The organism is Pseudoalteromonas sp. SM9913 (assembly GCF_000184065.1).
Lineage (GTDB): Bacteria > Pseudomonadota > Gammaproteobacteria > Enterobacterales > Alteromonadaceae > Pseudoalteromonas > Pseudoalteromonas tetraodonis.
Genome location: NC_014803.1, coordinates 2,789,923 through 2,814,544 on the forward strand (window position 1 = coordinate 2,789,923; position 24,622 = coordinate 2,814,544).

The 24,622-nt window shown below is 39.5% G+C and carries 26 protein-coding genes and 1 pseudogene; 8 read left to right on the forward strand and 19 right to left on the reverse strand.

What is annotated here, in order from left to right; all coding sequences use genetic code 11:
- Positions 1-21 precede the first annotated feature (21 nt).
- The 7 genes from qatD to PSM_RS18785 all read right to left on the reverse strand — a co-directional run bounded on the left by qatD (position 22) and on the right by PSM_RS18785 (position 6,259).
- Positions 22-753, reverse strand: a complete 732-nt coding sequence (qatD, locus tag PSM_RS12795) for a Qat anti-phage system TatD family nuclease QatD (protein WP_008109706.1) — start codon at positions 751-753, stop codon at positions 22-24.
- The gene (gene qatC, locus PSM_RS12800) at positions 750-2,084 is read right to left on the reverse strand and encodes a Qat anti-phage system QueC-like protein QatC (protein WP_008109704.1); all 1,335 of its coding nucleotides are present in this window, start codon (positions 2,082-2,084) and stop codon (positions 750-752) included. Before qatC ends, qatD begins: the two co-directional genes overlap by 4 nt.
- Positions 2,077-2,964 (reverse strand): hypothetical protein, encoded by an 888-nt coding sequence (locus PSM_RS12805; RefSeq protein ID WP_008109702.1) that lies wholly within the window; start codon positions 2,962-2,964, stop codon positions 2,077-2,079. The genes qatC and PSM_RS12805 overlap by 8 nt, the downstream gene beginning before the upstream one ends.
- Before the next feature lies 1 nt (position 2,965).
- Positions 2,966-3,511 (reverse strand): ATPase, encoded by a 546-nt coding sequence (locus tag PSM_RS12810; protein WP_013465875.1) that lies wholly within the window; start codon positions 3,509-3,511, stop codon positions 2,966-2,968.
- Positions 3,508-4,688, reverse strand: a protein-coding gene (locus PSM_RS12815; protein ID WP_086008870.1) for an IS3 family transposase whose coding sequence is annotated in 2 segments (ribosomal slippage) — positions 3,508-4,430 and positions 4,430-4,688 — 1,182 coding nt in all. Because the reading frame shifts where the segments join, the coding sequence is not laid out codon by codon here. The genes PSM_RS12810 and PSM_RS12815 overlap by 4 nt, the downstream gene beginning before the upstream one ends.
- Before the next feature lie 44 nt (positions 4,689-4,732).
- On the reverse strand, positions 4,733-5,995 hold the full coding sequence (locus PSM_RS12825; protein WP_236613518.1) for a KAP family P-loop NTPase fold protein: 1,263 nt from the start codon (positions 5,993-5,995) through the stop codon (positions 4,733-4,735).
- An 18-nt stretch (positions 5,996-6,013) separates the two neighbouring features.
- Complete coding sequence (locus PSM_RS18785) at positions 6,014-6,259, reverse strand: helix-turn-helix domain-containing protein (RefSeq protein WP_016899212.1); 246 nt, start codon at positions 6,257-6,259, stop codon at positions 6,014-6,016.
- Between the two features lie 509 nt (positions 6,260-6,768).
- On the opposite strand from PSM_RS18785, the gene PSM_RS12835 reads away from it, so the two are divergent.
- The 5 genes from PSM_RS12835 to PSM_RS12855 all read left to right on the forward strand — a co-directional run bounded on the left by PSM_RS12835 (position 6,769) and on the right by PSM_RS12855 (position 13,505).
- Entirely contained in the window at positions 6,769-7,668 is a 900-nt protein-coding gene (locus tag PSM_RS12835; protein WP_013465880.1) for a cation transporter, read from the forward strand.
- A gap of 8 nt (positions 7,669-7,676) precedes the next feature.
- Entirely contained in the window at positions 7,677-8,048 is a 372-nt protein-coding gene (locus PSM_RS12840) for a hypothetical protein (protein ID WP_016899211.1), read from the forward strand.
- Positions 8,049-8,120: 72 nt separating this feature from the next.
- Positions 8,121-9,413, forward strand: coding sequence for a TolC family protein (locus tag PSM_RS12845; RefSeq protein ID WP_013465882.1), 1,293 nt, complete (start codon positions 8,121-8,123; stop codon positions 9,411-9,413).
- 71 nt (positions 9,414-9,484) lie between these two features.
- The gene (locus PSM_RS12850; protein ID WP_013465883.1) at positions 9,485-10,381 is read left to right on the forward strand and encodes an efflux RND transporter periplasmic adaptor subunit; all 897 of its coding nucleotides are present in this window, start codon (positions 9,485-9,487) and stop codon (positions 10,379-10,381) included.
- Between the two features lie 10 nt (positions 10,382-10,391).
- A complete protein-coding gene (locus tag PSM_RS12855) occupies positions 10,392-13,505 on the forward strand; it encodes an efflux RND transporter permease subunit (protein ID WP_013465884.1) in 3,114 nt (1,037 codons plus the stop codon).
- Between the two features lie 98 nt (positions 13,506-13,603).
- Here the strand turns inward: PSM_RS12855 and PSM_RS12860 are convergent, their stop codons facing one another.
- Both PSM_RS12860 and PSM_RS12865 read right to left on the reverse strand, forming a co-directional pair.
- Positions 13,604-14,491: a cation diffusion facilitator family transporter gene (locus PSM_RS12860; protein WP_008464143.1), complete on the reverse strand. Its 888-nt coding sequence runs from the start codon at positions 14,489-14,491 to the stop codon at positions 13,604-13,606.
- Complete coding sequence (locus tag PSM_RS12865) at positions 14,478-15,209, reverse strand: transglutaminase-like domain-containing protein (RefSeq protein WP_008464145.1); 732 nt, start codon at positions 15,207-15,209, stop codon at positions 14,478-14,480. Before PSM_RS12865 ends, PSM_RS12860 begins: the two co-directional genes overlap by 14 nt.
- Positions 15,210-15,288: 79 nt before the next feature.
- Here PSM_RS12865 and cadR point away from each other — a divergent pair, with 79 nt between their 5' ends.
- Positions 15,289-15,678, forward strand: coding sequence for a Cd(II)/Pb(II)-responsive transcriptional regulator (gene cadR / locus PSM_RS12870; RefSeq protein WP_041695792.1), 390 nt, complete (start codon positions 15,289-15,291; stop codon positions 15,676-15,678).
- Between the two features lie 526 nt (positions 15,679-16,204).
- Here cadR and PSM_RS18790 read toward each other — a convergent pair.
- Positions 16,205-16,567, reverse strand: a pseudogene (locus tag PSM_RS18790) (recombinase family protein).
- Positions 16,568-17,000: 433 nt separating this feature from the next.
- Between PSM_RS18790 and PSM_RS12880 the strand changes: the two are divergent.
- On the forward strand, positions 17,001-17,522 hold the full coding sequence (locus PSM_RS12880; protein ID WP_008109672.1) for a DUF305 domain-containing protein: 522 nt from the start codon (positions 17,001-17,003) through the stop codon (positions 17,520-17,522).
- A 1-nt stretch (position 17,523) separates the two neighbouring features.
- Positions 17,524-18,255, forward strand: a complete 732-nt coding sequence (locus tag PSM_RS12885) for a MauE/DoxX family redox-associated membrane protein (RefSeq protein ID WP_008109669.1) — start codon at positions 17,524-17,526, stop codon at positions 18,253-18,255.
- A 216-nt stretch (positions 18,256-18,471) separates the two neighbouring features.
- Here PSM_RS12885 and PSM_RS12890 read toward each other — a convergent pair whose 3' ends face one another.
- From PSM_RS12890 to PSM_RS12930, 9 genes are all read right to left on the reverse strand, one after another.
- Entirely contained in the window at positions 18,472-18,822 is a 351-nt protein-coding gene (locus PSM_RS12890; protein WP_004589646.1) for a hypothetical protein, read from the reverse strand.
- A gap of 50 nt (positions 18,823-18,872) precedes the next feature.
- Positions 18,873-19,244 (reverse strand): hypothetical protein, encoded by a 372-nt coding sequence (locus PSM_RS12895; RefSeq protein ID WP_008467865.1) that lies wholly within the window; start codon positions 19,242-19,244, stop codon positions 18,873-18,875.
- Positions 19,245-19,254: 10 nt separating this feature from the next.
- The gene (locus PSM_RS12900; RefSeq protein WP_008467863.1) at positions 19,255-19,677 is read right to left on the reverse strand and encodes a hypothetical protein; all 423 of its coding nucleotides are present in this window, start codon (positions 19,675-19,677) and stop codon (positions 19,255-19,257) included.
- Positions 19,661-20,326 (reverse strand): methyltransferase family protein, encoded by a 666-nt coding sequence (locus PSM_RS12905; RefSeq protein ID WP_010558024.1) that lies wholly within the window; start codon positions 20,324-20,326, stop codon positions 19,661-19,663. Before PSM_RS12905 ends, PSM_RS12900 begins: the two co-directional genes overlap by 17 nt.
- A complete protein-coding gene (locus PSM_RS12910; RefSeq protein ID WP_008467859.1) occupies positions 20,319-20,654 on the reverse strand; it encodes a DUF2933 domain-containing protein in 336 nt (111 codons plus the stop codon). The genes PSM_RS12905 and PSM_RS12910 overlap by 8 nt, the downstream gene beginning before the upstream one ends.
- Before the next feature lie 9 nt (positions 20,655-20,663).
- On the reverse strand, positions 20,664-21,017 hold the full coding sequence (locus PSM_RS12915; RefSeq protein ID WP_004589267.1) for a cupredoxin domain-containing protein: 354 nt from the start codon (positions 21,015-21,017) through the stop codon (positions 20,664-20,666).
- An 11-nt stretch (positions 21,018-21,028) separates the two neighbouring features.
- Entirely contained in the window at positions 21,029-23,272 is a 2,244-nt protein-coding gene (locus PSM_RS12920) for a heavy metal translocating P-type ATPase (protein WP_008467856.1), read from the reverse strand.
- 101 nt (positions 23,273-23,373) lie between these two features.
- Entirely contained in the window at positions 23,374-23,787 is a 414-nt protein-coding gene (locus PSM_RS12925; RefSeq protein WP_008467855.1) for a MerR family transcriptional regulator, read from the reverse strand.
- A gap of 299 nt (positions 23,788-24,086) precedes the next feature.
- Positions 24,087-24,509: a hypothetical protein gene (locus PSM_RS12930; RefSeq protein WP_010558026.1), complete on the reverse strand. Its 423-nt coding sequence runs from the start codon at positions 24,507-24,509 to the stop codon at positions 24,087-24,089.
- Positions 24,510-24,622: the final 113 nt, after the last annotated feature.

The following is a 24,622-nucleotide window of genomic DNA, read 5'->3' on the forward strand; positions in this document are numbered from 1 at the left end:
GATTACGTGACGTATAATTAGTTACTTGACTGATGTTAAACACCTAAGATTTACTGACAATTTTTCTATTATCAAAGCCTTATTTTTACACCAAATTTCAGCCAGATATTCAGTAACAGTGCCAACACTTGAAGGAAACAGAATATTCCCCGCCACTTTGGCGAAAGGTCCATCAGTTTCGAGTAGAACTCTATCTTGAGGTATCCACGATATTACTTTTTTAGCTCTGGCTGAAGTTAGCATGGCTGGCCCAATAGAGAAGAAACAGCCTAGCTCGACGGCTTCTAGAACTTGCTTCTTAGTACCTAAAAACCAATGAAGAATAGAAGTACCAGCATTGGGATGTAACTTAAGTTGTTCAAGAACTTCACCAGTCGCGTTAAGACTATGGATAGTTAGTATTTTGTCATCAAAGCCTTCACATTTTTTTAGAATATGCGTGAAAACCTCTAATTGATCATCAAAGTAATCAGCGTAACCTTTTGAGCCATCCAGTCCAATTTCTCCAATATATCTAGTTCTATCAACTAGCTTATCGAATAGTGCTAATTCATTTTTTCTTAGATGAGCAAGTTGAGGGTGAAGCCCCAAGGCCGTCTTACAGTGTTTTATGCCACTTGTTAACTGGACAGTACCTTCAAAAGCTGAAGGCACCGTAGTTACTGATAGCACGTAATAATTACTGCTTTTTATGTCGTTCAATACCTCTTGATGATCTGGATATAAATCAACGTGGCAATGAAGATCCATCATGACGATTTATCCGCTTGGAGAAATAATTCAACCTCTGCCAATCCTCGCTTAATAGTTGATTCTAATTTTTCTCGTATATCTTTTTCTTGTGGTATTGGCCCTGAACTTCGAAGCCAAGAACGATAGTTATCGGATTGTTTCAATCTAATAATGGCAGTTTGAACCGCTTGGAGATCATCGCGAGTATCTTTTTCTTTGATAAGATCTCTCAACCGCTTTGTCTTGTATGGCGCATCTTGTGTAAAACCAGCATGAAAAACTGACGCTCTTCGAATAAGGCAAGGTACACAATGCCCACACTGTTTATGTTCTCTGTGCCAATGACTGCATGAAACACTTAGGGGAACTGCTTTTCTAATTGCGTCTTGATCAACACATTCCGCTAACATTTCACCTTTAGTTTTGAATTGATAGGGGTTTACAAATTTGACATGAAACCCAGTGTCTCTAAGCAAAGATTCAAGCCTGCTTAGAAAATTAGGATGAGTAGTTCTAGTGCTATGGCTACCAATCCGTCTTCTGGTAAGCGGCGGATTTATAGAAATATAGCCATTCTCTGGGACGACAATAGTTTCAATACTGCTATCGCAATTAGCATTTCTTAAGGCTGATATACCAAGTACCGCCATAGCTAGGAAGTTAAAGCTTCTTCCCCTCATACTAATGTCAGTTTTACCTTCTAAGTGCTTAATAATATGGGGAGACATTGAATAGGACAATTCGCCGAATGGCGGGGATAATAATTGCTTAATGTCTTCTTGCTTAGCGCCATCACCACGATAAGCGTGACTAACCAAGAGAGGCTTTAAATCTGATTCTCCGTTCAAAATATCAATTGCACCAACTGCGCTATCAAGACCACCAGAAAAAAGGCAAACAGAGTTGAGTCCAATTAATGATTTTGCTTTTGCTTTCGCTTGCTCACTTGTTTTAGGAGTCGGCATCGGCATAGTTGTTTTTTCAAAAGTAAACAGCCATTGATCGCCTGTAAGAAAGTTGAGCAAAGAACTCAGTTCAGGTTCTACAAAATTCCACATATCCTCATCAGTTACAGGAACATGCAAATGCATTTTTCTAGCCCATGCATTTTCTGCATTATCCCTTAATTCAAATGTATCAGCAGCGGTAACGGCGGTAGCAATTGTTATCAGATCTATTGAATCAGCATCTACATTCAATCCTAAATCACGAACTGTTTGTAGTAGTTGTTTTGACACCAAGCTGTGCTTAGTGATGTCATTTTGATGCGTATGAAACATTTGGACAGGATGACAATCATCAGAAAAGTCAGGCAAGTTAGCAGGGTCATGGTTAAAGTAAAAATTAGTCATTAAAGCTCTCCCATTCATCAACCGTCATAGCAATAGCATCGGCTTGAATTTTAGTAATATTTTCTTTGCTAATAGTACTGGGGTTGCCATTAGTTACTTTGTCTAACTGCTCTTGTGTAATCACTTTTATTAGTTCCCTTAATTCAACTTCCATTTGATGATGCTTGCTTGCTGGCTCAACATGAAACCAAGCTCTGCCCATGCCTTCAACCACATCCTGAAAAATAAGGTCTGTTAAATAACAGCCTATGGCTTCTTGGATAACTTCGTCAGTAAAACTGTTTGGGTCAAATTCTTCTGTATCGGGGAGTGCTTCTTCTAGTGCGTAATCCAACGCAACTCTTACAGCATCCGAATCGGCATTATCAGGCGCTAAATGGCTAGCAATTTTGTCGATTGCTTGATCAGTCGATAGCCCAGTTAGATCACCTAATGATAAGCTTTGATTATTAACCGTTACGGTGTCGCCACGCATGACACCAAGCAATCCAGAACCAGCAGTTATGCCGCTTGATAGTCTCCTGCTTGTGCTTTTACCTCCGCCAGAGCCTTTTCTAGAGTAACTTTTTAATGAACGCCTTAGATCTGAGGTTGAGCCACCTGTTTGCGCATATTTACCAAATGCTCTTCTGGCACTGGCAAACCTATTTGGAGGCGGTGTTGCTGTAGGTGAACCACCGATTTCTTGTTGAACCTTGTCATTGTCAATATCATTGCTATTGTCATTCTGATCATCAGCTTGATTATTATCAGAGCCAGCTTGCTCATCCCCATCAGTACCTGATGCAGGTTCTATTGTGACAGGATCTCCTTGCTCTGCCCAAGATGGAATAAGTGGACTCTTATTATTTGGTCCTGTTGACGATGCGGACGTACCCATATTACTTAGTTCCCTCTAGTTCTTTTAAAATTGGATTAAGCCATCTTTGGCGGGGTAAGCTTTTTAAAAATGTAAGAAGACTTAAGCTACATTTATCATCCTGCTTGGCAAGTAACACAGCCCCATAAATGCCTGTTGGTCTTTCGGTCCAATCACCAATCAACTTAAAGTTTTCAATCAAACCATCCATGACTGACATGTATTCTTCCTTCGGAGTTGTGGTAATCGCAGTAGAGTTAACGCCACTGACCCTTACCTTTTGCTTCATTAATTCTTCTACGAGTTTTTGAGCGGCTCCAGACATTACCGAATTAACAGCCCCCATTGGAATGCTTTCTCTGCTCAGATATGCCGCTGGTGTCAAATCCATTTCAGTGAACATGGGAGGTAATTTCGACCATTTATCAATAAAAGCTAGGTCGAGTTTCCACTCTTCAGGTAAATTAATTTCGTCAAATTCGACTTCTGAATTTTCAAGATCCGCTAATACTTTTGGATATCCGTTTTCCTTATCAATTAATTCATAAAGCTTGTTTGTAGTGGTCAACTAATTTTGGCCACAGTTTTAGAATCTTGATATCTAATCTCAGATTCATTCGGCGCTAAACCAGCATTATAATGATGTGGTCTAACATTATTGTAATATCCGTTGATATAATCACTCACACTATATTTAGCGTCTCTAAAGTTTTCATATCCAACTTTTGGCATCCATTCCGTCTTAAAGCTTCTAAAAAATCGTTCCATTGGCGCATTATCCCAACAATTTCCGCGCCTACTCATACTTTGTTTGATTTTATAGCGCCATAAACGTTGACGATATTTTAAACTTGTATAATGACTACCCTGATCTGAATGAAACATCAGTCCTGTCGGTTTTCCTCTGCTTTCATACGCGAGTTCAAGTGCTTTTAGCGTTAAATTAGTATCTGGCGACAACGACATGGCCCAGCCAACTACTTTACGTGCAAATAAATCAATAACAACGGCTAAATAAGCCCAGCGATTACCTACCCAAATATACGTCACATCACCGCACCACACGGTATCTGGCTCAACAACATCAAATTGTCTATCAAGCAGGTTTGGAATTTCAAGGTGTTCATTACCACCACGTTTATATGAATGTTGAGGTACTTGGCAGCTTTCAAGCTTTAATTTAACCATTAGCTTAGCAGCACGATAACGACTCAATTCAAAACCATTGTTCGTTGCTATTGCCGCGATTGTCCGCGCCCCAGCTGAGCCGCCGCTCATTGCATGTATTGCTTTAACTTCAGCCTCTAGCCTTACTTGCTCTGGCGTCGGCGTTGTATCCCGTATAGCCCAATATTTATAGCTGCTCCGATGCACATTGAATACGTTACACAGCACGCTAATTGGGTAACGCTCTCGTTGGTTTAGTTTCTCAATTAACGAGAATTGTTCAGGGAGTCGGACATCAAGAGAGCGGTAGCCTTTTTTAATATATCCTTTTCTAATTCAATGCGTTGGATTTGCTTTTTAAGTTCGCGGATTTCAATTTGTTCGGGCGTCATTGGCGAAGCAGATGGTGACTGACCATTACGCTCTTGCTTTAATTGGGTAACCCATTTACTGACGGTTGATTTACCCACCCCCATAGCCTTGGCTGCATCTTCTTGTGTATAACCTTGGTCCACCACAAGCTGAGCCGTTTCTAATTTGATTGCCGCAGAGTATGTTGCGCGTTTTAATTTCGTCATTTTTTCACCCAAATTTGTATGCTTATTAGCATAACATTTCTTTCTTAATGGGTGACCAAATTAACTATGCCACTACAGTTGGTAGCCTGAGTGCCTAAGCACCTCTCAAAAATTACCAGCTTAGTGATAGTTTTTTCATCAAGCTGCATTCCTCTGCGATGAGCGGTTTTCTTTCTCATCTTAACCTGATTGAGTAATCGCTTAACTATGCGAGGGTTGCCGTTAATGTTTGTGGATTCAGCTAATAGTGGAGCTAACTGTTCAGCAACCACAAATTTACTTCTGAGTTCGGAATGCTTTTCAATCTCGTGATCTTGAAGTAGCTCGTCAACGGTAATTTGTGGTTGTTTCCACGACAGCCTTAATGACTCTTCAAGGGCACATCTTATCGTTTCTAATTGCGCATCGGTAACGCCGTGATCTTGAGCAGTAAGCATCATTAAATATGCCCTTATCTCCAGAACGCCGGGTCTTGGTACATGCACAGGAATTTGAATAAGCTTGTCTAAATAATCAGTTTGATGTCGTTGAGATGCACCTTTGTGATACTCAGGCACTGCCAAGCGGATCATGTCCTCATCGGCGGCAATAACAAATGCAGTATTGGGTAAAAATAGAAATAACCTGATCGCCTCAAGGGTCGAAATAGCATTAAATGGAGAGCAGCGATCTAAATTATCGACATAGACAATAAGTGGCTTATCAAACTCCTTTAACAGATCAGAATATGCTTTTCGGAATTCTTTAATTTCTTTAGGAGGTGAAAATGATTTATTATCTTTGATCAAACCTTTGTTTTTCTTCGCGACATCCTTAGCGCCATCGACAGCACCTTTTACATCATCAACATCCAGTTCACCATCGTCACCACCACTGAATAGTCCCATGATCTTCTGTATACCACCCATAGTTGGTATACCAGCTAATGCTGCACCACCATCCATTAGCAATCCCATCAGTCTGATCTTATCTATTCGTCCAGCAAACTCTTTTGCTTTTGCACTGAGATTTTTATCGTCTGCTGCTTTTTTAACTAAAGTAGATGCAATTGTTTCTAGTAACGCCGCTTTAGCGTCATCATACCCTTGGAAAGTCCATGCATCGAAATGTACTTGGATATATTCTTGTTCATCACTTTCCAGAGAAGCCTTAGTAAGTTCAAGAATCGTCGATTTTCCAGCGCCCCAATCACCAAAAACGCCTATACTAATAGGCATTAACTCCTTTTCTGTTATAAGATCTTTTATTGACTCAGCCGTTTCATTAAAATTTAAGAAATCAATTTTTGATTCTTTATCAGACCACATAACGTCTCCTTTTATTTATTATTTCTTTTGTTCCATTCTTTCAATAATTCGGTGAACCGTGGGGCGGCTAACAGAATATTTCTTCGCTAATGCAGAGATCGATTCACCATTTAATTTATCTTTATATAATTCTTTCGCTTGTTTGTCTGATAAAGCAGGCAATCTGCCCATGTGTTTGCCTTTAGCTTTAGCCTCTTCACGACCTTCTGTGGTTCTGGCTTTTATAAGATCCCGCTCAAGTTGAGCGAATATGTGGCTACGCATAATGTTTGAGATTATTTCTCATCAAGCCAGATTGGGTGAGTACTAGGAAATCTTCGTCAGATTTGAGCCTGAAGCAGTCGTAAACGATGGTACAAAATTACTTCAGCTAAAATTCACTTTGATACGAAACCGGACATTAGGCTTAGCGTATCTCATGACAAGTGTTCCAACAATATAGTCGTTGCTCTTACTTTTAAATTTAAATCTTGTTTTAGATCCTCTGTACAATTAGTAACACACCAACGCGACTTTAATGTGGAATTAGGATCATCGGTTAATTTATTCTATCTAGATAGCTCTTCTATTTTTTATCTTTGATAAACATCGGTATAAAACGGGCAGTCCAAATAATGTTAGCAGTGTTTGCTGTCACTACCCCCCAACAATTATTTTCTTGGAATAGCTATTTGAGTTACTTCCCAATCTTTTCAAATTAAATAACTTTTTATTTGACTCTATAGCCACTATAGATTTTATACTTATTTTAATATTGTTTCGGAATGTTAAATATGTCAGAAAAATGTAGTGGTCAGTGTCAATCATCTCCTACCAACGAAGACGTAAAAATTGATACACAATTAGATAACTATAGTGGCGCGTTTGTCAGTACATATAAAGTGCCTCAAATGGACTGTCCTTCAGAAGAGAGATTGATCAGATTAGCACTTGACTCAATTCAGCCTTCAGTTGGATTGCAGTTTGATATTCCTAATCGCTTAGTCAAAGTTTTTCATGATGAAAATTTAGATGAGATAACAAAAAAGTTACAACAACTTAAACTCGGTGCAGAGTTAGAGTCAACTAAACAAAGTTGCAGTACAGAAGCTGCAAAAGCAAAAGACTTAGCCCAAAAAAATGAGATGAAAGAAGCATCAACCCTAAAATGGTTGTTAGCCATTAATGGAGTCATGTTTTTTATAGAAGTAATTGCTGGGATTATTGCACAGTCTGCTGGCCTAATTGCAGACTCATTAGATATGTTTGCTGATGCTGCTGTGTATGGTTTAGCTATTTATGCCGTAGGTAAAAGTATTAGCATGAAACTTAGAGCAGCACATATATCTGGTGTGCTTCAAGTTATTCTAGCGCTAGGTGCTTTGAGCGAAGTCGTAAGACGCTTTGTTTACGGTAGTGAACCGATCTCTTCTTTAATGATGATATTTGGTGGAATAGCACTAATCGCTAACGTTGCTTGTCTGTTTTTGATATTTGGCAACAAAGAAGACGGCGCTCATATGAAAGCGAGTTGGATTTTTTCCGCAAATGACGTTATCGCAAACGTTGGTGTAATTTTAGCTGGCTTATTAGTTACAGCAACAAGCAGTCGTTATCCAGATTTAGTGATTGGTTTGATAATTGCTCTTGTCGTTTTAAACGGTGCTCGCCGCATCTTACAGCTAAAGTATTAAGCAGAGAAATGAAAATAATGCACTCATCGTATATCAAATCAAATATATCATACGTGATAATGATTTTAATCGCGGTGCAGTCTGTGTTTTTTTCGCTAGAAGAGCTTGAAATAAACTTAAGTGAAAGTTCTTTTAGTTCATCACTAACTAAGTCTATTACCCCGCTAAAAGCTCCAGAAGACTCCAATATGCTTGAGGTGAATAATAGCAACTCTTCAATTGATAATTGTAATTTTTGTTGCTGTTGTCACTTATTTTTAAATGCTGATTCTTCCTGTAACATTTTCCAAGCAATAGAATATTTCCTTACCTACGCCTTAGTTTCTCCTGAGCTAAAAGGCTATATCTCGGTGCCATTCCGCCCACCTAAATACGCCTAAATTTTATAGAAAATTATGAAAGGTCAAATGTTAATGACCGAAAAAAACATATAAATTTATAGGAAAGTATACATGGCACTTAATACCTGTGTGCATCGCAAGATAGCAATTTTGAGGTGTGTAACACCTCGGCTTAAATATATCGCGTTTCTCGCGTTGTCACTTTTTACATTTAATGTTTATGCCTTTGAAAAGCAGTTAAATCTTCAAGAGGCAATTCAGTGGACGCTTAAACAAAATCCTGAACTCAAAATATTTGATTTCAAACAAACCGCATTAACAGGACAAGAACAAACAGCAAGTTTAAATCCTGCTTATGAACTAGAAGTTGAAGCTGAGAACTTTGCAGGCTCAGGTGAATTTAATGCATTCGACAGTGCTGAATTAACAGTCGCTCTATCTTCGGTTATCGAAATGGGAGATAAACGCTCAGCGCGGATTGGACTTGTTTCAAAATCAAGAGCACTACTCAATGCTGAGAAAGAAGTCTCTGCGCTTAATTTAATGGCTCAAGTCACTGAGAAGTACGTGGAAGTACTTGCAGCCCAACAAAGAGTTATATTGGCAGAAAATGCTTTGAGCTTAGCACAAGAAACGTTAGAGATTGTATCTCAGCGTAACCGCGCAGGTGCTACTCCTGAGGCTGAAGTGAAACGCTCAAAAGCAGTTATTGCTCAGGCTAACCTCACCCTTCAATCTGAACAAAAGCGCTTGGAATATTTGAAGCTCTCATTAGCAGCCTACTGGGGGGAAAACTCTGTAACCTTCTCTGAAGTACAAGGGGATCTTTTTCAGTTTGGCAATGATAGTGACTTTAACAGCCTTTTTGCGAAGTTAGAGAAGAACCCTGCTATTCAAATCTATGCAAGTGAACAGCGACTAAAAGAGGCTGAAATACAGTTAGCTAAAACAGAGTCAACGGCCAATATCAAATGGTCTGTTGGTGTTAGGCGCTCTCAAGAAGCCAATGATACGGCACTGGTCGCTGGCTTTAGCTTACCTTTGTTTGCTGAAAAGCGAAATTCTGGTGCAATCGCTAGTGCGCTAGCAGAGCGTGACCAAGTTGCCATAGAGAAAGAGGCGACTAAGTTGAGGTTTAGAAATCACTTACTACGAGCATACTCCAATAGAAAACAAGCCATATTAACAGCTAATTCATTAAAGCAGTCGGTTATCCCAATGCTTGAAGATGCACTGGAAGATACTCAAGACGCCTATCAAAAAGGTCGATATGGATATCTTGATTATGTATCGGCTAGACAAGAGCTGTTAAATGCTCGGCGAACCCTCATTGATGCGGCATCTGCTGCCCTAATTTATGGCGCAGAGATAGAAAAACTAACAAACGAAGCGCTGTCACTCTAAAAAAAGCATCACTTTAAGCTTAATAACAATTTATTGATTCAGTTATTAACTGAATCGTTTAGGAATTAAAAATGAAAAACTATTTACTCGCACTATTGATTTTTATTGGGTATTTGTCACCCATTCAAAGTGTTTTCGCTAGTGAAGATGAACATGAAGGCGAAGAAGGCATAAGCAAAATCGACAATAACATGGCAAAAAAGGTTGGTGTTGAAACAGCCTATTTAGCTTCAAAAACGTTGAACCAAACTATCCCTGTATACGGCTCTACGACGATAGGCGCTGAACAATTATTTCAAGTTGGCGCTAGATATAACGGCGTTATAAAGACAATAAACTCCACTGTTGGTGATACGGTAAAAAAAGGCGATCTATTAGCCGTTATTGAATCTAATGAGAGCTTAAATACTTATAAAATAACATCGCCTGTTTCTGGGACTGTTTTACAGCGAAATGGAAATATTGGCGGTATCACGCAAAACACTAGCTTGTTTGAAATCGTCAATTTTGACACCTTGTGGGCTGAATTTAAGGTGTTTACCAGCCAATATAATCAAATTAAAGTCGGTCAACCTGTTGATATTGAGCATGGTGAACAGGCATTCAACTCAACCATCACCAATATAATTCCAGCTAAAGATCAGTCTTATGTTTTAGCACGTGTACGTTTAAATAACACTGAGCTAAACCTAACCTCAGGCCAATTATTAATGGGCAGCGTAAAGATAAACCGATTTGAGGTGGATTTAGCCGTCGAGAAAGTTGCGATACAAGAACTGGGAGGACAATTTGGTGTCTTTGTAAAAGAAGATGAAGAGTACGAGTTTGCGCCACTTGTGCTCGGACGTTCAGACAAAAACTATATCGAGGTCATTGATGGCCTCAGTAAAGACGCTGAATATGTAAACAAAAACAGTTATCTGATAAAAGCGGATATTTTGAAATCTGAAGTAGAAGACGACGATTAGGAGACGCAATATGATTGAATCAATTTTGCGTCTTGCAATAAATAGACGCTACTTAGTATTAAGCTTGCTGATGGTAATCATCGGCGTTGGCATGTGGAGTTATCAAAAACTTCCCATTGATGCTGTTCCAGATATAACAAACGTGCAGGTACAAATAAACACTTCTGCCCCCGGTTATTCACCTTTGGAAGCGGAACAAAGGGTGACCTTTCCTGTAGAAACCGCCTTAGCCGGATTGCCAAAGCTGTCTCACACCCGCTCCCTGTCAAGATATGGATTATCTCAAGTAACCGTTATCTTTGAAGAGGGAACCGATATTTATTTTGCTCGCAACTTAATCAATGCAAGATTAGCTGCGATAAAAGGCGTTATTCCCTCTGGCTTAGAGCCAGAAATGGGTCCTATTTCGACAGGGCTTGGCGAAATATTTATGTATACCGTACAAGCTTCTCCTGACGCTAAAATGCCTAATGGAGAGCCTTATACCGCTATTGCCTTAAGAGAAATACAAGACTGGATCATTAAACCGCAATTGGCTCAAGTTAAAGGCGTCATTGAGGTCAACAGTATCGGCGGCTACAACAAGCAATATCACATAACGCCTAAACCCGAAAAATTACTTTTTCATCAGGTAACCTTTGAAGAAATATCTGATGCATTACGTAAAAACAATGACAACCGTGGCGCAGGTTATATCGAACAAAACGGACAGCAAGTTTTAGTACGCTCCATTGGGCAACTAGCGACAATAGATGAGATCCTCAATGTCATCATCAAAAAGAACGATGGTATTCCTGTAAAAATAAGTGATGTTGCCAATGTTGCTATAGGCAAAGAACTTAGAACAGGGGCTGCTACTCGTAATGGCATTGAGACAGTGCTTGGTACAACCATGATGCTGATTGGTGAGAATTCTCGCACCGTTGCTTTAGAAGTGGAACATAAGCTCAGCGAAATACAAAAATCTCTGCCAAAGGGCATTACCGCAGAGCCTGTTTACGACAGAACAACGTTAGTAGATAAAGCGATTGCAACCGTTACCAAAAACCTCGTTGAAGGTGCGCTTTTAGTTATTGTTGTGTTATTTATTCTACTTGGAAATTTACGTGCAGCTCTCATTACCGCTGCTGTTATCCCTATTTCCATGTTAATGACAATCACAGGTATGGCGCAAGCAGGAGTATCTGCCAATTTAATGAGTCTCGGCGCATTGGACTTTGGCTTGATAGTGGACGGGGCTGTAATCATCGTTGAAAACTCTGTCCGTAGGTTAGCACAGGCCCAACACAACGGTCATAGGCAAGACTTAAGAGAACGCCTAAATACCGTTTTTGAAGCCACTTCAGAAGTGATACGTCCAAGCTTGTTTGGTGTGGCAATTATCACTGTTGTTTACATCCCCATTTTCACGCTAACTGGCGTTGAAGGGAAAATGTTCCACCCTATGGCGGCAACTGTCGTTATGGCGTTAATTTCCGCAATGATCCTTTCAGTTACACTGGTTCCTGCTGCTGTAGCTGTGTTTATGAAAGGTAAAATCAGCGAAAAAGAAAGTGTAGTTATTCGTTCAACCAAGTCTATTTATGAACCATTGTTAAAAATGGCGTTGAAATTTCGTTGGGTTATTGTTTCATTCTCAACGCTGTTAATGGGGTATAGCCTTTGGTTAGCAACAACGCTGGGTAGTGAATTTGTTCCACAGCTAAATGAAGGGGATATAACAGTCCAAGCGCTAAGAATACCTTCTACCGGCCTAGAGCAATCAGTAGAAATGCAAGAAGTACTTGAGCAACGTATTAAAGCGTTTCCTGAAGTTGATAAAGTATTCTCGCGCATCGGCACATCAGAAGTAGCAACTGATCCAATGCCACCGAGTATTGCTGATATCTTTGTTATTTTAAAACCACGTAAAGAATGGGCCGAACCTTCAAAGCCAAAGAGTGAATTAGTTGAAGAAATGGAAGAAGTACTGAAAAACATTCCGGGCAACAACTATGAATTCACTCAGCCTATTCAAATGCGTTTCAATGAATTGATTTCTGGCGTTAGAGCTGATGTCGGCATCAAAATATTTGGTGATGACTTAGATCGATTATTACTTACCGCAAAAGATATTCTAAATATTGTGAAAACCGTGGACGGTGCTGCTGATGCCCGAATGGAACAGGTCACAGGTGTTCCATCTTTATCAGTAATTCCTAAACGAGAAGCGCTTGGTCGATACGGTTTGAGCGTTTCAGAACTGCAAGACTGGGTTGCTACTGCAATTGGTGGAGAATCTGCGGGGATCATTTATGAAGGAGACAGACGATTTGAGTTAGTTGTTCGCCTACCAGAGCAAACAAGAACAGATATCGATAGCTTGAAGCACCTGCCGCTTCCACTTGAGGGTGGTAACTATGTGCCACTTGAAGAAGTTGCAGAGCTTAAATCAGAGTCTTTACCTGCTCAAATTAGCCGTGAGAACGGAAAAAGAAGAGTTGTGGTTACCGTCAATGTTCGTGGCAGAGATTTAGGCGGCTTTGTAAAAGAAGTGAAAGCTAAAATTAATCAGGAAGGAGAAATCCCAGCAGGATACTGGCTTGATTATGGTGGAACGTTTGAACAACTAGAGTCAGCGAGTAAAAGATTAAGCTTAGTTGTACCGATCACATTAGTTGTAATCTTAGGTATTTTGGTTATCGCATTTGGTTCATTAAAAGATGCATTAATCATTTTCAGTGGCGTGCCTTTAGCATTAACTGGGGGCGTATTTTCACTTTATTTAAGAGACATGCCCTTATCAATTTCGGCAGGTGTCGGCTTCATAGCATTGTCAGGTGTCGCCGTATTAAATGGCTTGGTTATGTTGGCTTTTATTCGAGATCTTTGGCATGAAAAAGGCGACCTTTACGTAGCGATCATTGAAGGTGCCATCATTCGTTTAAGACCTATTTTAATGACGGCACTGGTTGCTAGTTTAGGTTTTATTCCAATGGCGCTAAACACTGGAATTGGTGCAGAAGTACAACGACCACTAGCAACAGTCGTTATCGGCGGTATTGTATCTTCTACCATTTTAACTTTGTTTGTATTACCTGTTTTATATCAATGGGCGCATGGCTCTGAGAGTAACAAACAGTAATCTGACGAAATTTAAAGCCCAAAAAGCAGCTTAATTAATAGGTTATGCCTAATTAAGCTGCTTTTTATATTGTATGCCCAACATTTTATTGATAAAGCTTACTGCGCTTCATCCCGACAATTTTCATTTAAAAACTCAAACTCTATCGTTGTATGCGATAAATGATAGGAAGATAATTTAGCTGCAACTTCTTGTTTAAGCCTAATTAATTCTTTAACGTCAAAGTTGTCACTCAGCTCAAGGTGCGCTGTTAAAACGTGACTTTCACCATCTAGTGACCAAAAGTGCATGTGGTGGATACCATTAACTTCAGGAAATTCCATTAGTGATAGTTTAATACGCTTTTGAGTCTCTTTATCGGGTGCAGCTTGAAGAAATAAAACGAGTGTTGATTTCAGGTTTTTGAAAACATTAAACAAGATGAACAGCGTGAACCCTATTGATAAAAGGGGATCTAATATCGGCAGTTCAGCGAACAACAGTACGATAGAGACTATAAGAACGGCAACCCATCCAAGTACATCTTCAAGAAGGTGCCATGTCAGCACTTTCTCATTTAATGTTTCACCCGCTTTTAATTTTAATACCGCATATCCGTTAACGGCAACGCCGAGTATCGCTAGCCCTAACATCCCCTCGACTACAGGCATTTCAGGATTGGACAGCCTTGGAATTGCTTCAAATAAAATCCAAATTGAGCCAATGATTAAAACAATACTGTTTATCAATGCGCCAAAGAGAGTAAGTCTACGATAACCATAACTAAACTTATCTGATGCTTCTTTATCTGAAAAACGACTTAAAATCCACGCAAAACCTATTGAAAGACTATCACCAAGATCGTGAACTGCATCTGCCATTATCGCAGTACTGTTAGTGAGCCAACCACCTATAAATTCGATAATAGTAAATGTCACATTCAGAAAAAATGCCCAACCAATACGATCATCTTTAGAATGCTGATGACTGTGACTATGGTTGTGCATTTTGTACCTCCAGTGCTTTTGTATTTCTAATTTTTGATACATTCATATTAATCAAATGGCGAATCACACCTTGATACATCCAACGTTTTACTCCCGACAAATTAGTACCCTTTTCAAGATAAAACTCATCAGGGGAATCATAAAGCCCAAAGTCGTCATGAATACCTTCTTTTTGAATATAGGTATCTTGGCCGCACCAATTTGTGTTTGGTGAAGAGAAACACTTTGTTGCAACACCATAGACACAAAAGTCATCTTTTGCTTGGCTAAATTTCTGCTGTAGTGAGCTTAAGTATTGCTCATCCAATATAAAGCCCTCTAAGTTTATCCAGCGTCCATCGAAATAAACTTCTACCCAACTATGAATGATGTATTTAGGTGCTAACCAAAATACATAGCTAGGTATAGCCCCTTTTTGTAATTGCTGATCAATGGTAAAACCATGGAAACGACACTGGATACCTAGTCCACGCAATAGCGCCATTAACAGATTACCCTTAGTATTACATTGCCCATAACCATCTGCTAGTACATCGCTTGCTGCTATATCATCACTCTTGTTATAGCCAAACATTATTTCATCTTTCACAAATTGGTATGCTGCTCCAATTTTGTTGAAATCGTCTAAGCTTTGCCATCCTCGCTGATCGATCAGGGATTGGATATCTTTGTGTTCAAAATTAACGATATTCGTATTGTTTAAATATTTCTCGGTCATTTTTTATATATCCTTTTCGTTGCATACTTATACTACAGACTCTATAGTAACTATAGAATCAAATGTCTGGGGGAAATTGATGAAAATAGGCGAATTGTCTAAAAAATCGGGCTGTTCTATACAAACAATTAGATATTATGAAAGAGAAGGATTACTGTTAAATCCAAACCGTTCAGAAGGTAATTTCAGGCTGTATGATAGTAAAGGACTTAAACAATTGGAGTTCGTAAAACATTGTCGCAGCCTAGATATATCACTCAATGATATTAAACGTCTTATCGAATTAAAAAATAAGCCAGAAGAAAGCTGCTCTAGCGTTAATGCATTAATTGATCAGCAACTTGCACTAGTGAATAAACGCATGAAAGAATTAAGGGCGCTTAAAGCTGAATTACAACAGATGGCTAGTGCTTGTGGTTCGAACAATACTATTGAAGCATGCGGGATCATTAAGTCACTAGATAGTTAACTCTGTTAGAGGCATACGGGCAGAATATAGAACATTAATCGACTATTGCATGTCCTAAATGTGGACAGATAAAAACGGAAGAAATGCTGACAAATTCATGTCAGCGGTATCACAAGTATGAGTCACACAAGGTTTTGCCAAACTATTGAATGGTGACTGGTGTGTTTACTTCTCATATGGAACAGCAAAATTCCGCCAATTCTAGAACGACAAAATTAGTTGCAGCCGTTAATGCACTAGAGTGTTTAAATTGAAGTTTATTATTGACTCTTCAACGTCTGCTTTACACTCTGAATTTTCGTTAATAACTCAAAAGCTAACTTCCGCTTTTGGCTAAGTGAAGTCATAAGGTATTCATTGATGCTAATGTTCGCAATGTCGGAGGAGCTGCCGTTAGCAAATAGCATCAAATTATCGTAATATAACTGATTGAGTCTCAGATATTATGATTAAAAAATCATACTTTCATAAAAAGAGAGATTGGCGGCATCCCTTTAAAACCTTTCAGTCTAAAATGAGATCAATCTCAATCATTATGCACAGTCACAAATACTCCACATAGGTTGATCATGGCAGTGGCAAACGGATTATCATTTTTGGTATTGAGAGAGCCGTCGATAATATTCAAACAAGCACCTTTCTTATGGATGCTTTCAATTGCCTCAAGAATAGATTTTAACGACCGTCCCAAACGGTCGAGGCGAGTAACAATAACTTCATCACCTTCCCTGATAAAGTCGATGAGTTCCTAAAGCTTTTCTTCATTTCGAATCGAAGCACCAGACTGTTTGCCTTGGAATATTTTTTCACAGCCCTGAGCGTCCAACTTGGACAGTTGAACATTTAAATCTTGTTCTTTAGTTGAAACTCTTGCAAAACCAACTTTCATATATACGAAACCTGTAACTTTCGCACACCTTAACAATTAAATGAACGAAAGTATATTAAATAAATTTCGTACATGAACGTAATAAAAAATAGAAATTCGTACACTACGGATAGAAAATGAATGACAATTCTAACTATAAAGTGACTTAATTATTTCACACGCTTCACTTGTACACGAGCTTGCCATTTGTTGAAGCTCAGCTTGTAGTGCTTTGAGTTCTCCCATTAGATTGTTAACTAAAGCCAATTTAGCCTGTGTCTATCATAAGTTCAAAACTTAAACTTTAGATATAAGCTGAAATTGAGTCAATCGTATTACAAATACTCTTATTGATACTGGCTCATTACTTGCACTTTTTCGAGAACATGACCACATGTAGAGAATAATAGGCTAACAGTGGGAAATATTTACACTATCAATGTAAGGATTACTTATGAAATACTCAAGATTTGCTGCAATGATCATCACCTCAACCATTGCTATGTTTGTCATGATGTATCTCAACACTTACGCAGTATCACATATATGGTTTAGTGAAACGCGTATCTATATGGCGTTGTATATGGGAGCAGGTATGGCAATGATCATGCTGGCCTTTATGCTTGGCATGTACAGTAACAAGAAGCTCAACATGGCTATTTTTCTATTGGCGACAATACTGTTTGCCATATGTCTTTATCTTGTTCGCTCTCAAAGCACAATTTCTGACACTGCTTACATGAAAGCGATGATTCCTCATCACTCCATTGCTATTCTTACTAGTGAGCATTCAACTTTGGAGGATGTACGCGTGCGTGAATTGGCAAATGGTATTATTAAAGCCCAACGAAAAGAAATAAAAGAAATGGAATGGCTGATTAAAGATATTTCTGAAAATGGAAAGGTCAGCTCACAAGCTCAGGCTGAGCAACGACCGCTCCCAAAGTTTGAAGGCACACTGAACAAAGGAGACTAAGATGACTAAGACAGCTACCCTGTACAGAATGGTCACTGACGAACATATCTGCCCCTATGGTTTAAGGTCGAAAGATTTGCTGGAGAGGCAAGGGTATGATGTAGAAGATCATAAGCTCACGTCAAGACAACAAGCTGATGACTTCAAAGCTAAGCATGATGTCAAAACTACGCCACAAACCTTTATTGAAGGAAAGCGTGTCGGAGGATACGATGACTTAAGAGAGTATTTTGGTAAAGATGAAGCAGGTCAAACTGGCACAACCTACACGCCCGTTGTAGCCATTTTCTCGATAGCTGCACTTCTTGCTGTCGCATCTCAACATTTTGCTTCCGGCTCATTTATCTCCATCAGAACACTGATGCTATTTATAGCTTTTTCAATGACGCTCTTAGCGGTGCAAAAACTGAAAGACCTATACAGTTTCACAAATTCGTTTATTACTTATGATTTACTAGCGATGAGATGGATAAGATATGGTTATATTTATCCCTTCATTGAAGCATATGCAGGTATTGGTATGGTTGCCCAACTACAGCCTCTCGCAGTGGCACCATTTTCATTGTTTATCGGCACAGTTGGAGCAATTTCAGTTTTCAAAGCCGTTTACATCGACAAACGCCAGTTAAAGTGTGCCTGTGTAGGCGGCGATAGCAGTGTGCCACTTGGATTTGTATCGCTATCTGAAAACTTATTTATGATCGCGGGAGCATTGATTATGCTGCTGATGTAAAGGTATAGCTCTATTCGGCGGCCCCTTAACTGTTAAGATTAGACCTAGGATGCCAGCCCACACCTTTCTAATTCATATGTAACATTTTTTCTGTCGTACTGGCATCAAGATAACCAGAACTGAGCAAACAATCTCAAAGGTTGTACAAAATAACACTAAAGTTTTTTCATTAAGTTTTATTGTTATGCTCTTGTGGTGGCTTTCGCCACCACTTTATTAGTTTTCAAGTTCCACCATATCTTTCGCTGCAATGTCACCAGACACTAGCTTTACAGTTGCGAAATGATCATTCACAATTTTAGTAATTTGTACCGTTCCTACCTTTTCGATAGTGTAGGGATCTTCACCTTCACTCAATACTATTCTTTCATGGAATCTAATAACACTGTATTTTTGCCCAACCTCTGCGCCATGCTTAGCACCAATACAGATTAGAGTTCGATTATCAGAACTTTCTACTACCTGACCTCTCATCATGTATTTATGATAAAAAGTGGTATTGGAACAACCCACTAAATATAAACCGAATGTAAGCAATAAAAGAGCTTTTATATAGGGTGTTTTCATCACGGTTACCTCATTTGACTAACTAATTATCTATACACTTTTTTATGAATTCATTTGTTTTTCCGGCCAGCCCCCGAAGGTGCTTGATGACAACTCCAAGGCTTATGAACAGAGTTATCTTTGATGTTCTGATCAACAAATTTATAGTAACTTTCTTTAGTATGTGTCCACCAATCATCATGAACATCTGCGCCATACTTACGGATTACCTCCTCAATCCCATCAAGGCTTACGTTTGCGGCATCATAGGCAAGGTGTATTTCACCTTCTTTGATGTTGTAACTAACTTCATCTATACCAAAAAGCTGATCTATTTCTTTTACTAACTCGTCACAGCTTTCTTCTGTGACATTGCTAAGCTTTAGGTTTCGAACAACTAAATTTTGCTCTTTAACGCCAACTCTATGATTTAAATCGCTCATAATTTTTCTCCTAATGTTTGTGTGAATGCTGTTGATTGCTATCTTTCATTTCTTCCATTTTACGGTTCATCTGCGGCATCATGTTCCCCATCATTTCTAAATGATGTTCAGCCATCTTGATTTGTTGATGCATTGGCATTTCTTCCATGTTTTTGTGCATGGATTGCATCATCTTCATCATTGAACGGTGATGTTCAACCATCATCTGCTGTTGCTTTTCAGGATCTTTTTCAGTTTTAATGGCATGGACTTCCTTTTTCATTTCCATCATCTTTTTGTGCATTTCTCCCATGTTCTCATGTGGTATTGCCATGCCTTGATGCATATCAGCTTTGTTCGCACCTTCATGCTTATGCTCATTGTTTTGGGCAAATGAGCTAGTGGTTATAAGTAGTGAACTAATAAATAAAATTGATTTAGTTAACGTTTTCATGATTTTTACCTTCTACACTTTTATTAAAATTTGGGATCCAACTTGGTGTCGATTCCATATACCTGTGGTACTCCGAACCAAACTCAGCAATCGCTTGTGCTTCTTCGCGTTTCGCTAGCTTGACGTAAACAACGACTAAGATCGGAAACATCGCAAGTGTTGGGATTGTCGGCCACTGCAATAAAAAGCCGAACATGATTAGAATGAAAGCTACATACTGTGGGTGGCGACACCTTGCATACCATCCAGTTGTAGCCAATTGATGATGTTTTTGCGCGTGATGCAATACATTCCATGCTGAAGACAACATAAAGAAACCTGCAACAATTAACACCATACTCACTATATGAAATGGGTCCCAATGGGCATCACCTTGAAATCCAAAGAAAGTATGTAATAAATGCCCATTTTCATGCGCAAAGAAATTTACTTCTGGATAGGTCTCCGTCAGCCACCCCGACAGAAAATAGATAGTTAAAGGAAAGCCATACATTTCAGTAAATAGGGCAACAATAAAGGCAGAGAACGCGCTTAGACTTCTCCAATCAGTTGATGTTTTTGGTTTGACAAAACTAAAGGCAAAAAAGATAAAAATTGCTGAGTTCAGTATCACCATTGACCATAAGTCATAATCATATGTTTCATTCATCACTGCTCTCCTTTTTATGTGATTCCTTACGTGCCTTTTCTAACCCTTGTATGTAGCCATCGCGATAGGCTGCATTTTTATCCGTGAGTTCTTGAAAGCTCTCTTCCTTTTTTTCATCAGGCGCATGTGAATGATCGTGACCATGTTTACCATGACTGCCATGCATAAATACGTGCATCAAGGGGCATAGCAATAAAATCAAGTAGGGAAGAAATTGCAGCATATGTTGACCATGCTCAAGCACTAAGAAGTAGGTCACTGCGGCAATAAGTGCCAGTGCAGCCCAGCCTGTAGGTGTTGACCAAAAATTAGGGTGTTGATTTTTCATATTGCCCTCCTAAACGACTTTTAAGACACCGCGATACATTTGCATCTGACAGTGAAACTCATGCTCTCCCGGTGATAAGTTCAATAGGGTAATTTGAGTAATTTCATTTAATTTAAGCTGTTCGCTTATATCCAATGAAGGAATAAGCATTGTTTCAGCGCAGGGGGATTGATCTTTGCGCATAAACTTCAGAGTGACAGGTTGGCTAGCAGACACCTGAATTGAGGATGGGGAATACACACCATCCCTCACTTCAATGAGTACTTCATTACCTTGAACGATTGTTTTATTGGGTTTATATAGCCAAAACCACCAAACAATCAGCGCGATTAACATTAAGCCTAATAAGTTAATAACCATCATTGTGATTCTCCTTAATGCTCTTTTGCTTTAAAAAAGCGAAGTCGATTTGCATTTGACACTACAGTCAATGACGAAAACGCCATTGCAGCACCTGCAATTACAGGGCTAAGCAGAATGCCAAAGAAGGGATATAGAACCCCCGCAGCAAAAGGAATCCCGGCTACGTTATAGACAAACGCGCCAAACAAGTTTTGTTTGATATTTCGTAAAGTAGCTTTGCTTACCGCTATGGCATCAGCAAGGCCATGAAGTGAACCACGCATTAGGGTAATGTCAGCACTTTCGATAGCTACATCAGTCCCTGTGCCTATGGCGAAGCCAACATCGGCTAACGCTAGCGCAGGAGCATCGTTGATGCCATCTCCTGTCATACCAACAATTTCGCCGCCTTCTTGTAGCTCTTTCACCTTGTTGGCTTTATCTTCTGGCAGCACTTCAGCAAGAAACTCACTAATACCCACTTTTTTAGCTACGGCGGCAGCGGTTTCCTTGTTATCACCCGTTAACATGATGACGCGTATACCATTAGCCTGAAGCCGTTTGATAGCAGAGATTGAGTCTGACTTGATAGGATCTGCAACAGCAATGATTGCTGCAAGTTCACCATCTACAGCAAAGTACATAGGTGTTTTGGCTTCTTTGGCTAAAGACTGTGCTTGTTCAACAAAGCCTGTGAGGTCTATGCCTTTTAACTTCATTAGTTTATCGTTTCCGAAAAGCAGGGCTTTGTTGTTGCAGCTTGCTTCTACACCAAAACCCGTAATGGCGTTAAAGGCTTCAATTTTTAGTAACTCAATATCCTGATCTAACGCACTTTCAACAATCGCTTGCGCTAAAGGATGCTCTGAGCCGCTTTCTAAACTTGCTGCAAGCTGTAGTACGTCTTTTTCGTCAGTAGCTTTTGCTAAAATAATATCGGTTACCTTAGGTGCCCCTTCAGTAATAGTGCCCGTTTTATCTAAAATCATGGCAGTGATTTTAGAGGCGGTTTGCAGTGCCTCACCGTTGCGAATAAGCACTCCGGCTTCTGCTGCTTTTCCTACTCCCACCATGACAGACATGGGTGTTGCCAAGCCTAAAGCACACGGGCAGGCAATAATAAGCACAGTAGTTGCTGAAACGATGGCAAAAGCAATGGCTGGCTCAGGTCCAAAGTTAAGCCATGCTAGCGCACTTAACACAGAGGTGATCATCACGACAGGTACGAAAAAAGCTGAAATAACATCGGCCAAACGGCCAATCGGCGGTTTCGAATTTTGTGCTCGTTTCACCATATTGATGATCTGTGCAAGCGCCGTGTCTTTACCAACGCGTGTGGCTCTAAATAAAATCATGCCTGATTTGTTCAAAGTACCTGCGACAACCTCATCTTCTTCAGCTTTTTCAGCAGGCATAGGTTCGCCTGTCAGCATGGACTCATCAATAGAGGTGTGTCCTTCCAATACCACGCCATCGACGGGAATTTTTTCACCCGGTTTTACCTTCACAATATCGTTAAATAAAACCTGCTCAATACCTATCTGAACTTCTTTGTTGTCACGAACCACGGTTGCTGTTTTGGCTTGCAAGCCGATAAGACGTTTAATGGCCTCAGAGGTTTTACCTCTGGCTTTGATTTCTAATGCTAAACCTAAATCAATTAAGCCAATGATCATGGCGGTAGCTTCAAAATAAACATGCCGTGCCATCAATGGAACAGCGTCAGGTGCAAACACGACAACCATCGAATACAACCAAGCCGTGCCTGTTCCTAAAGCAATTAGGGTGTCCATATTGGCTGAATGATTTTTGAAGCTCTTCCATGCTCCTACATAGAAATGCTTGCCTGAAAAATACATAACACCAAAAGTTAAAATGCCTACAACCAACCAAGAAATTCGTTCAAGGTTTGTTTCAACCGTCATTTCTCCAACTACAATGCTGTAGATCATCAAAGGAACGCCGAGTGAAAGGGCAATAAACGTATCGCGCATTAGCTTTTTGTAATATGCAAAATCCGCAGCCTCTTTCTCATCAAGCGCATCTGTTGCTGAGCTATCATCAATTGGCTTCGCGTTATACCCCACTGACTCAACAGCTTTGATCAACTCTTTTGTTTTAGCTGTCCCATAAACTGTTACTGTCCTATCAGCAAAATTCATTTCCGCACTGACGACTCCAAGAGTTGCCTTCAACGCCCCTTCAATTTTGCCTACACAGCTAGCACACCCAGCACCTTCAATGATAAGCTGTTGGTTATGTGATACTTTCTCCAACGTATTCTCCTTACTTTTACACGAAGAGGATTGAGCTTTTGCCTGACAGCAACAGCCTGATTCAGTTTTTATATTTGTGTTAGTAGCCACCCTTTTTCCTCCTATGCTTTTTTAATTTGCTCAAAGTTTTCGATGAGATGACAAACCATGTTTGCAGTCGGTGCTTTGTCTTCCATTTCTTCCCATCGAGAAAGCGCAGAAGACATTTTTCCTCGAAGTGCCAACATTGCTTGAAACTGCTTTTCTGTTTCTTCAAGCCGCTCTTTGATCAGGCTTCTGACTAATGGGCACGCACTTTTACCATCTTCAGATTCATTAATAATTTCCTTGATATCTGCAACGGAAAAACCAAGGTTTCTGGCACTTAAAATGAATTTAAGTCTCGATACTTCTTTATTCGAGTATGACTTGTAGCCGTTCACTGACTTAGCAGGTTTTAACAATCCTAATCTGGTGTAATAGCGCACCGTATCAGCAGTCGTTCCAAGGCTTTTTGCCAGCTCCGCAACTTTCATATTCACTCCTCAGTTTTTTAGCTAAGTTTGTACTCTCATCTTCAGCTTAGACCTGTGTCTAAGACACAGGTCAAGTACTAATTCTAGTGAATAAGCTAAAAACTAATTTTTTGGTAAAAGAGAAATCTCGGTCAAAATCGACAGCATTAAGTACTGTAAATAGCAATAGTTTGAGCATGTTCATCATGCCTCCAAAAAATATTGTGCTAATTGTTCAAAACGGTTGGTAATTTAAACCAATCAGTAAATCGTTTTATTTTTGATGGGACTGGCGAAAAAAAGGCGCACTGATCCCGTGATTAGCCAATAATTGGTGGACGATAAAGTAAGAGATGGATACCAGATTTTGGTAGGGGTATACGCTGTAGAATTAGCTCAGAATGAATATTGCAAATACCTTCGTCTTGCGCTTCCACAAGATAGGCATTTAAATGAAAGCTTGTACAAAAACCGCCTTCACAACAAACACAATCACCAGCTTTACATTTTTCACAGTCTTCATCACCATGACGGTTTTTAGAATCTTGCGAATTTTCAGTGTGATAGTGACTATTGTCATTCATTGATTGATGATGCATATTTTTGCTTGGTTGTATAATATGCGTGTCGGAAGATCCATTTTGATGTTCTTCACAATTCATTGGTTTAGCAATAGCAAAGCCATGCTGCGTAAGCAACAGAGTAATTACCACTATTTTAAACCACTTGAAAAGTCCAAACATTTTAATTCCTTATTTATCACCTACAATATTAGCCACTTTATAAAAATAATTTTATGATCTTGATCAACCTTTGAACTAAAACCTAAACTTTTTACTTTTTACTTTTTACTTTT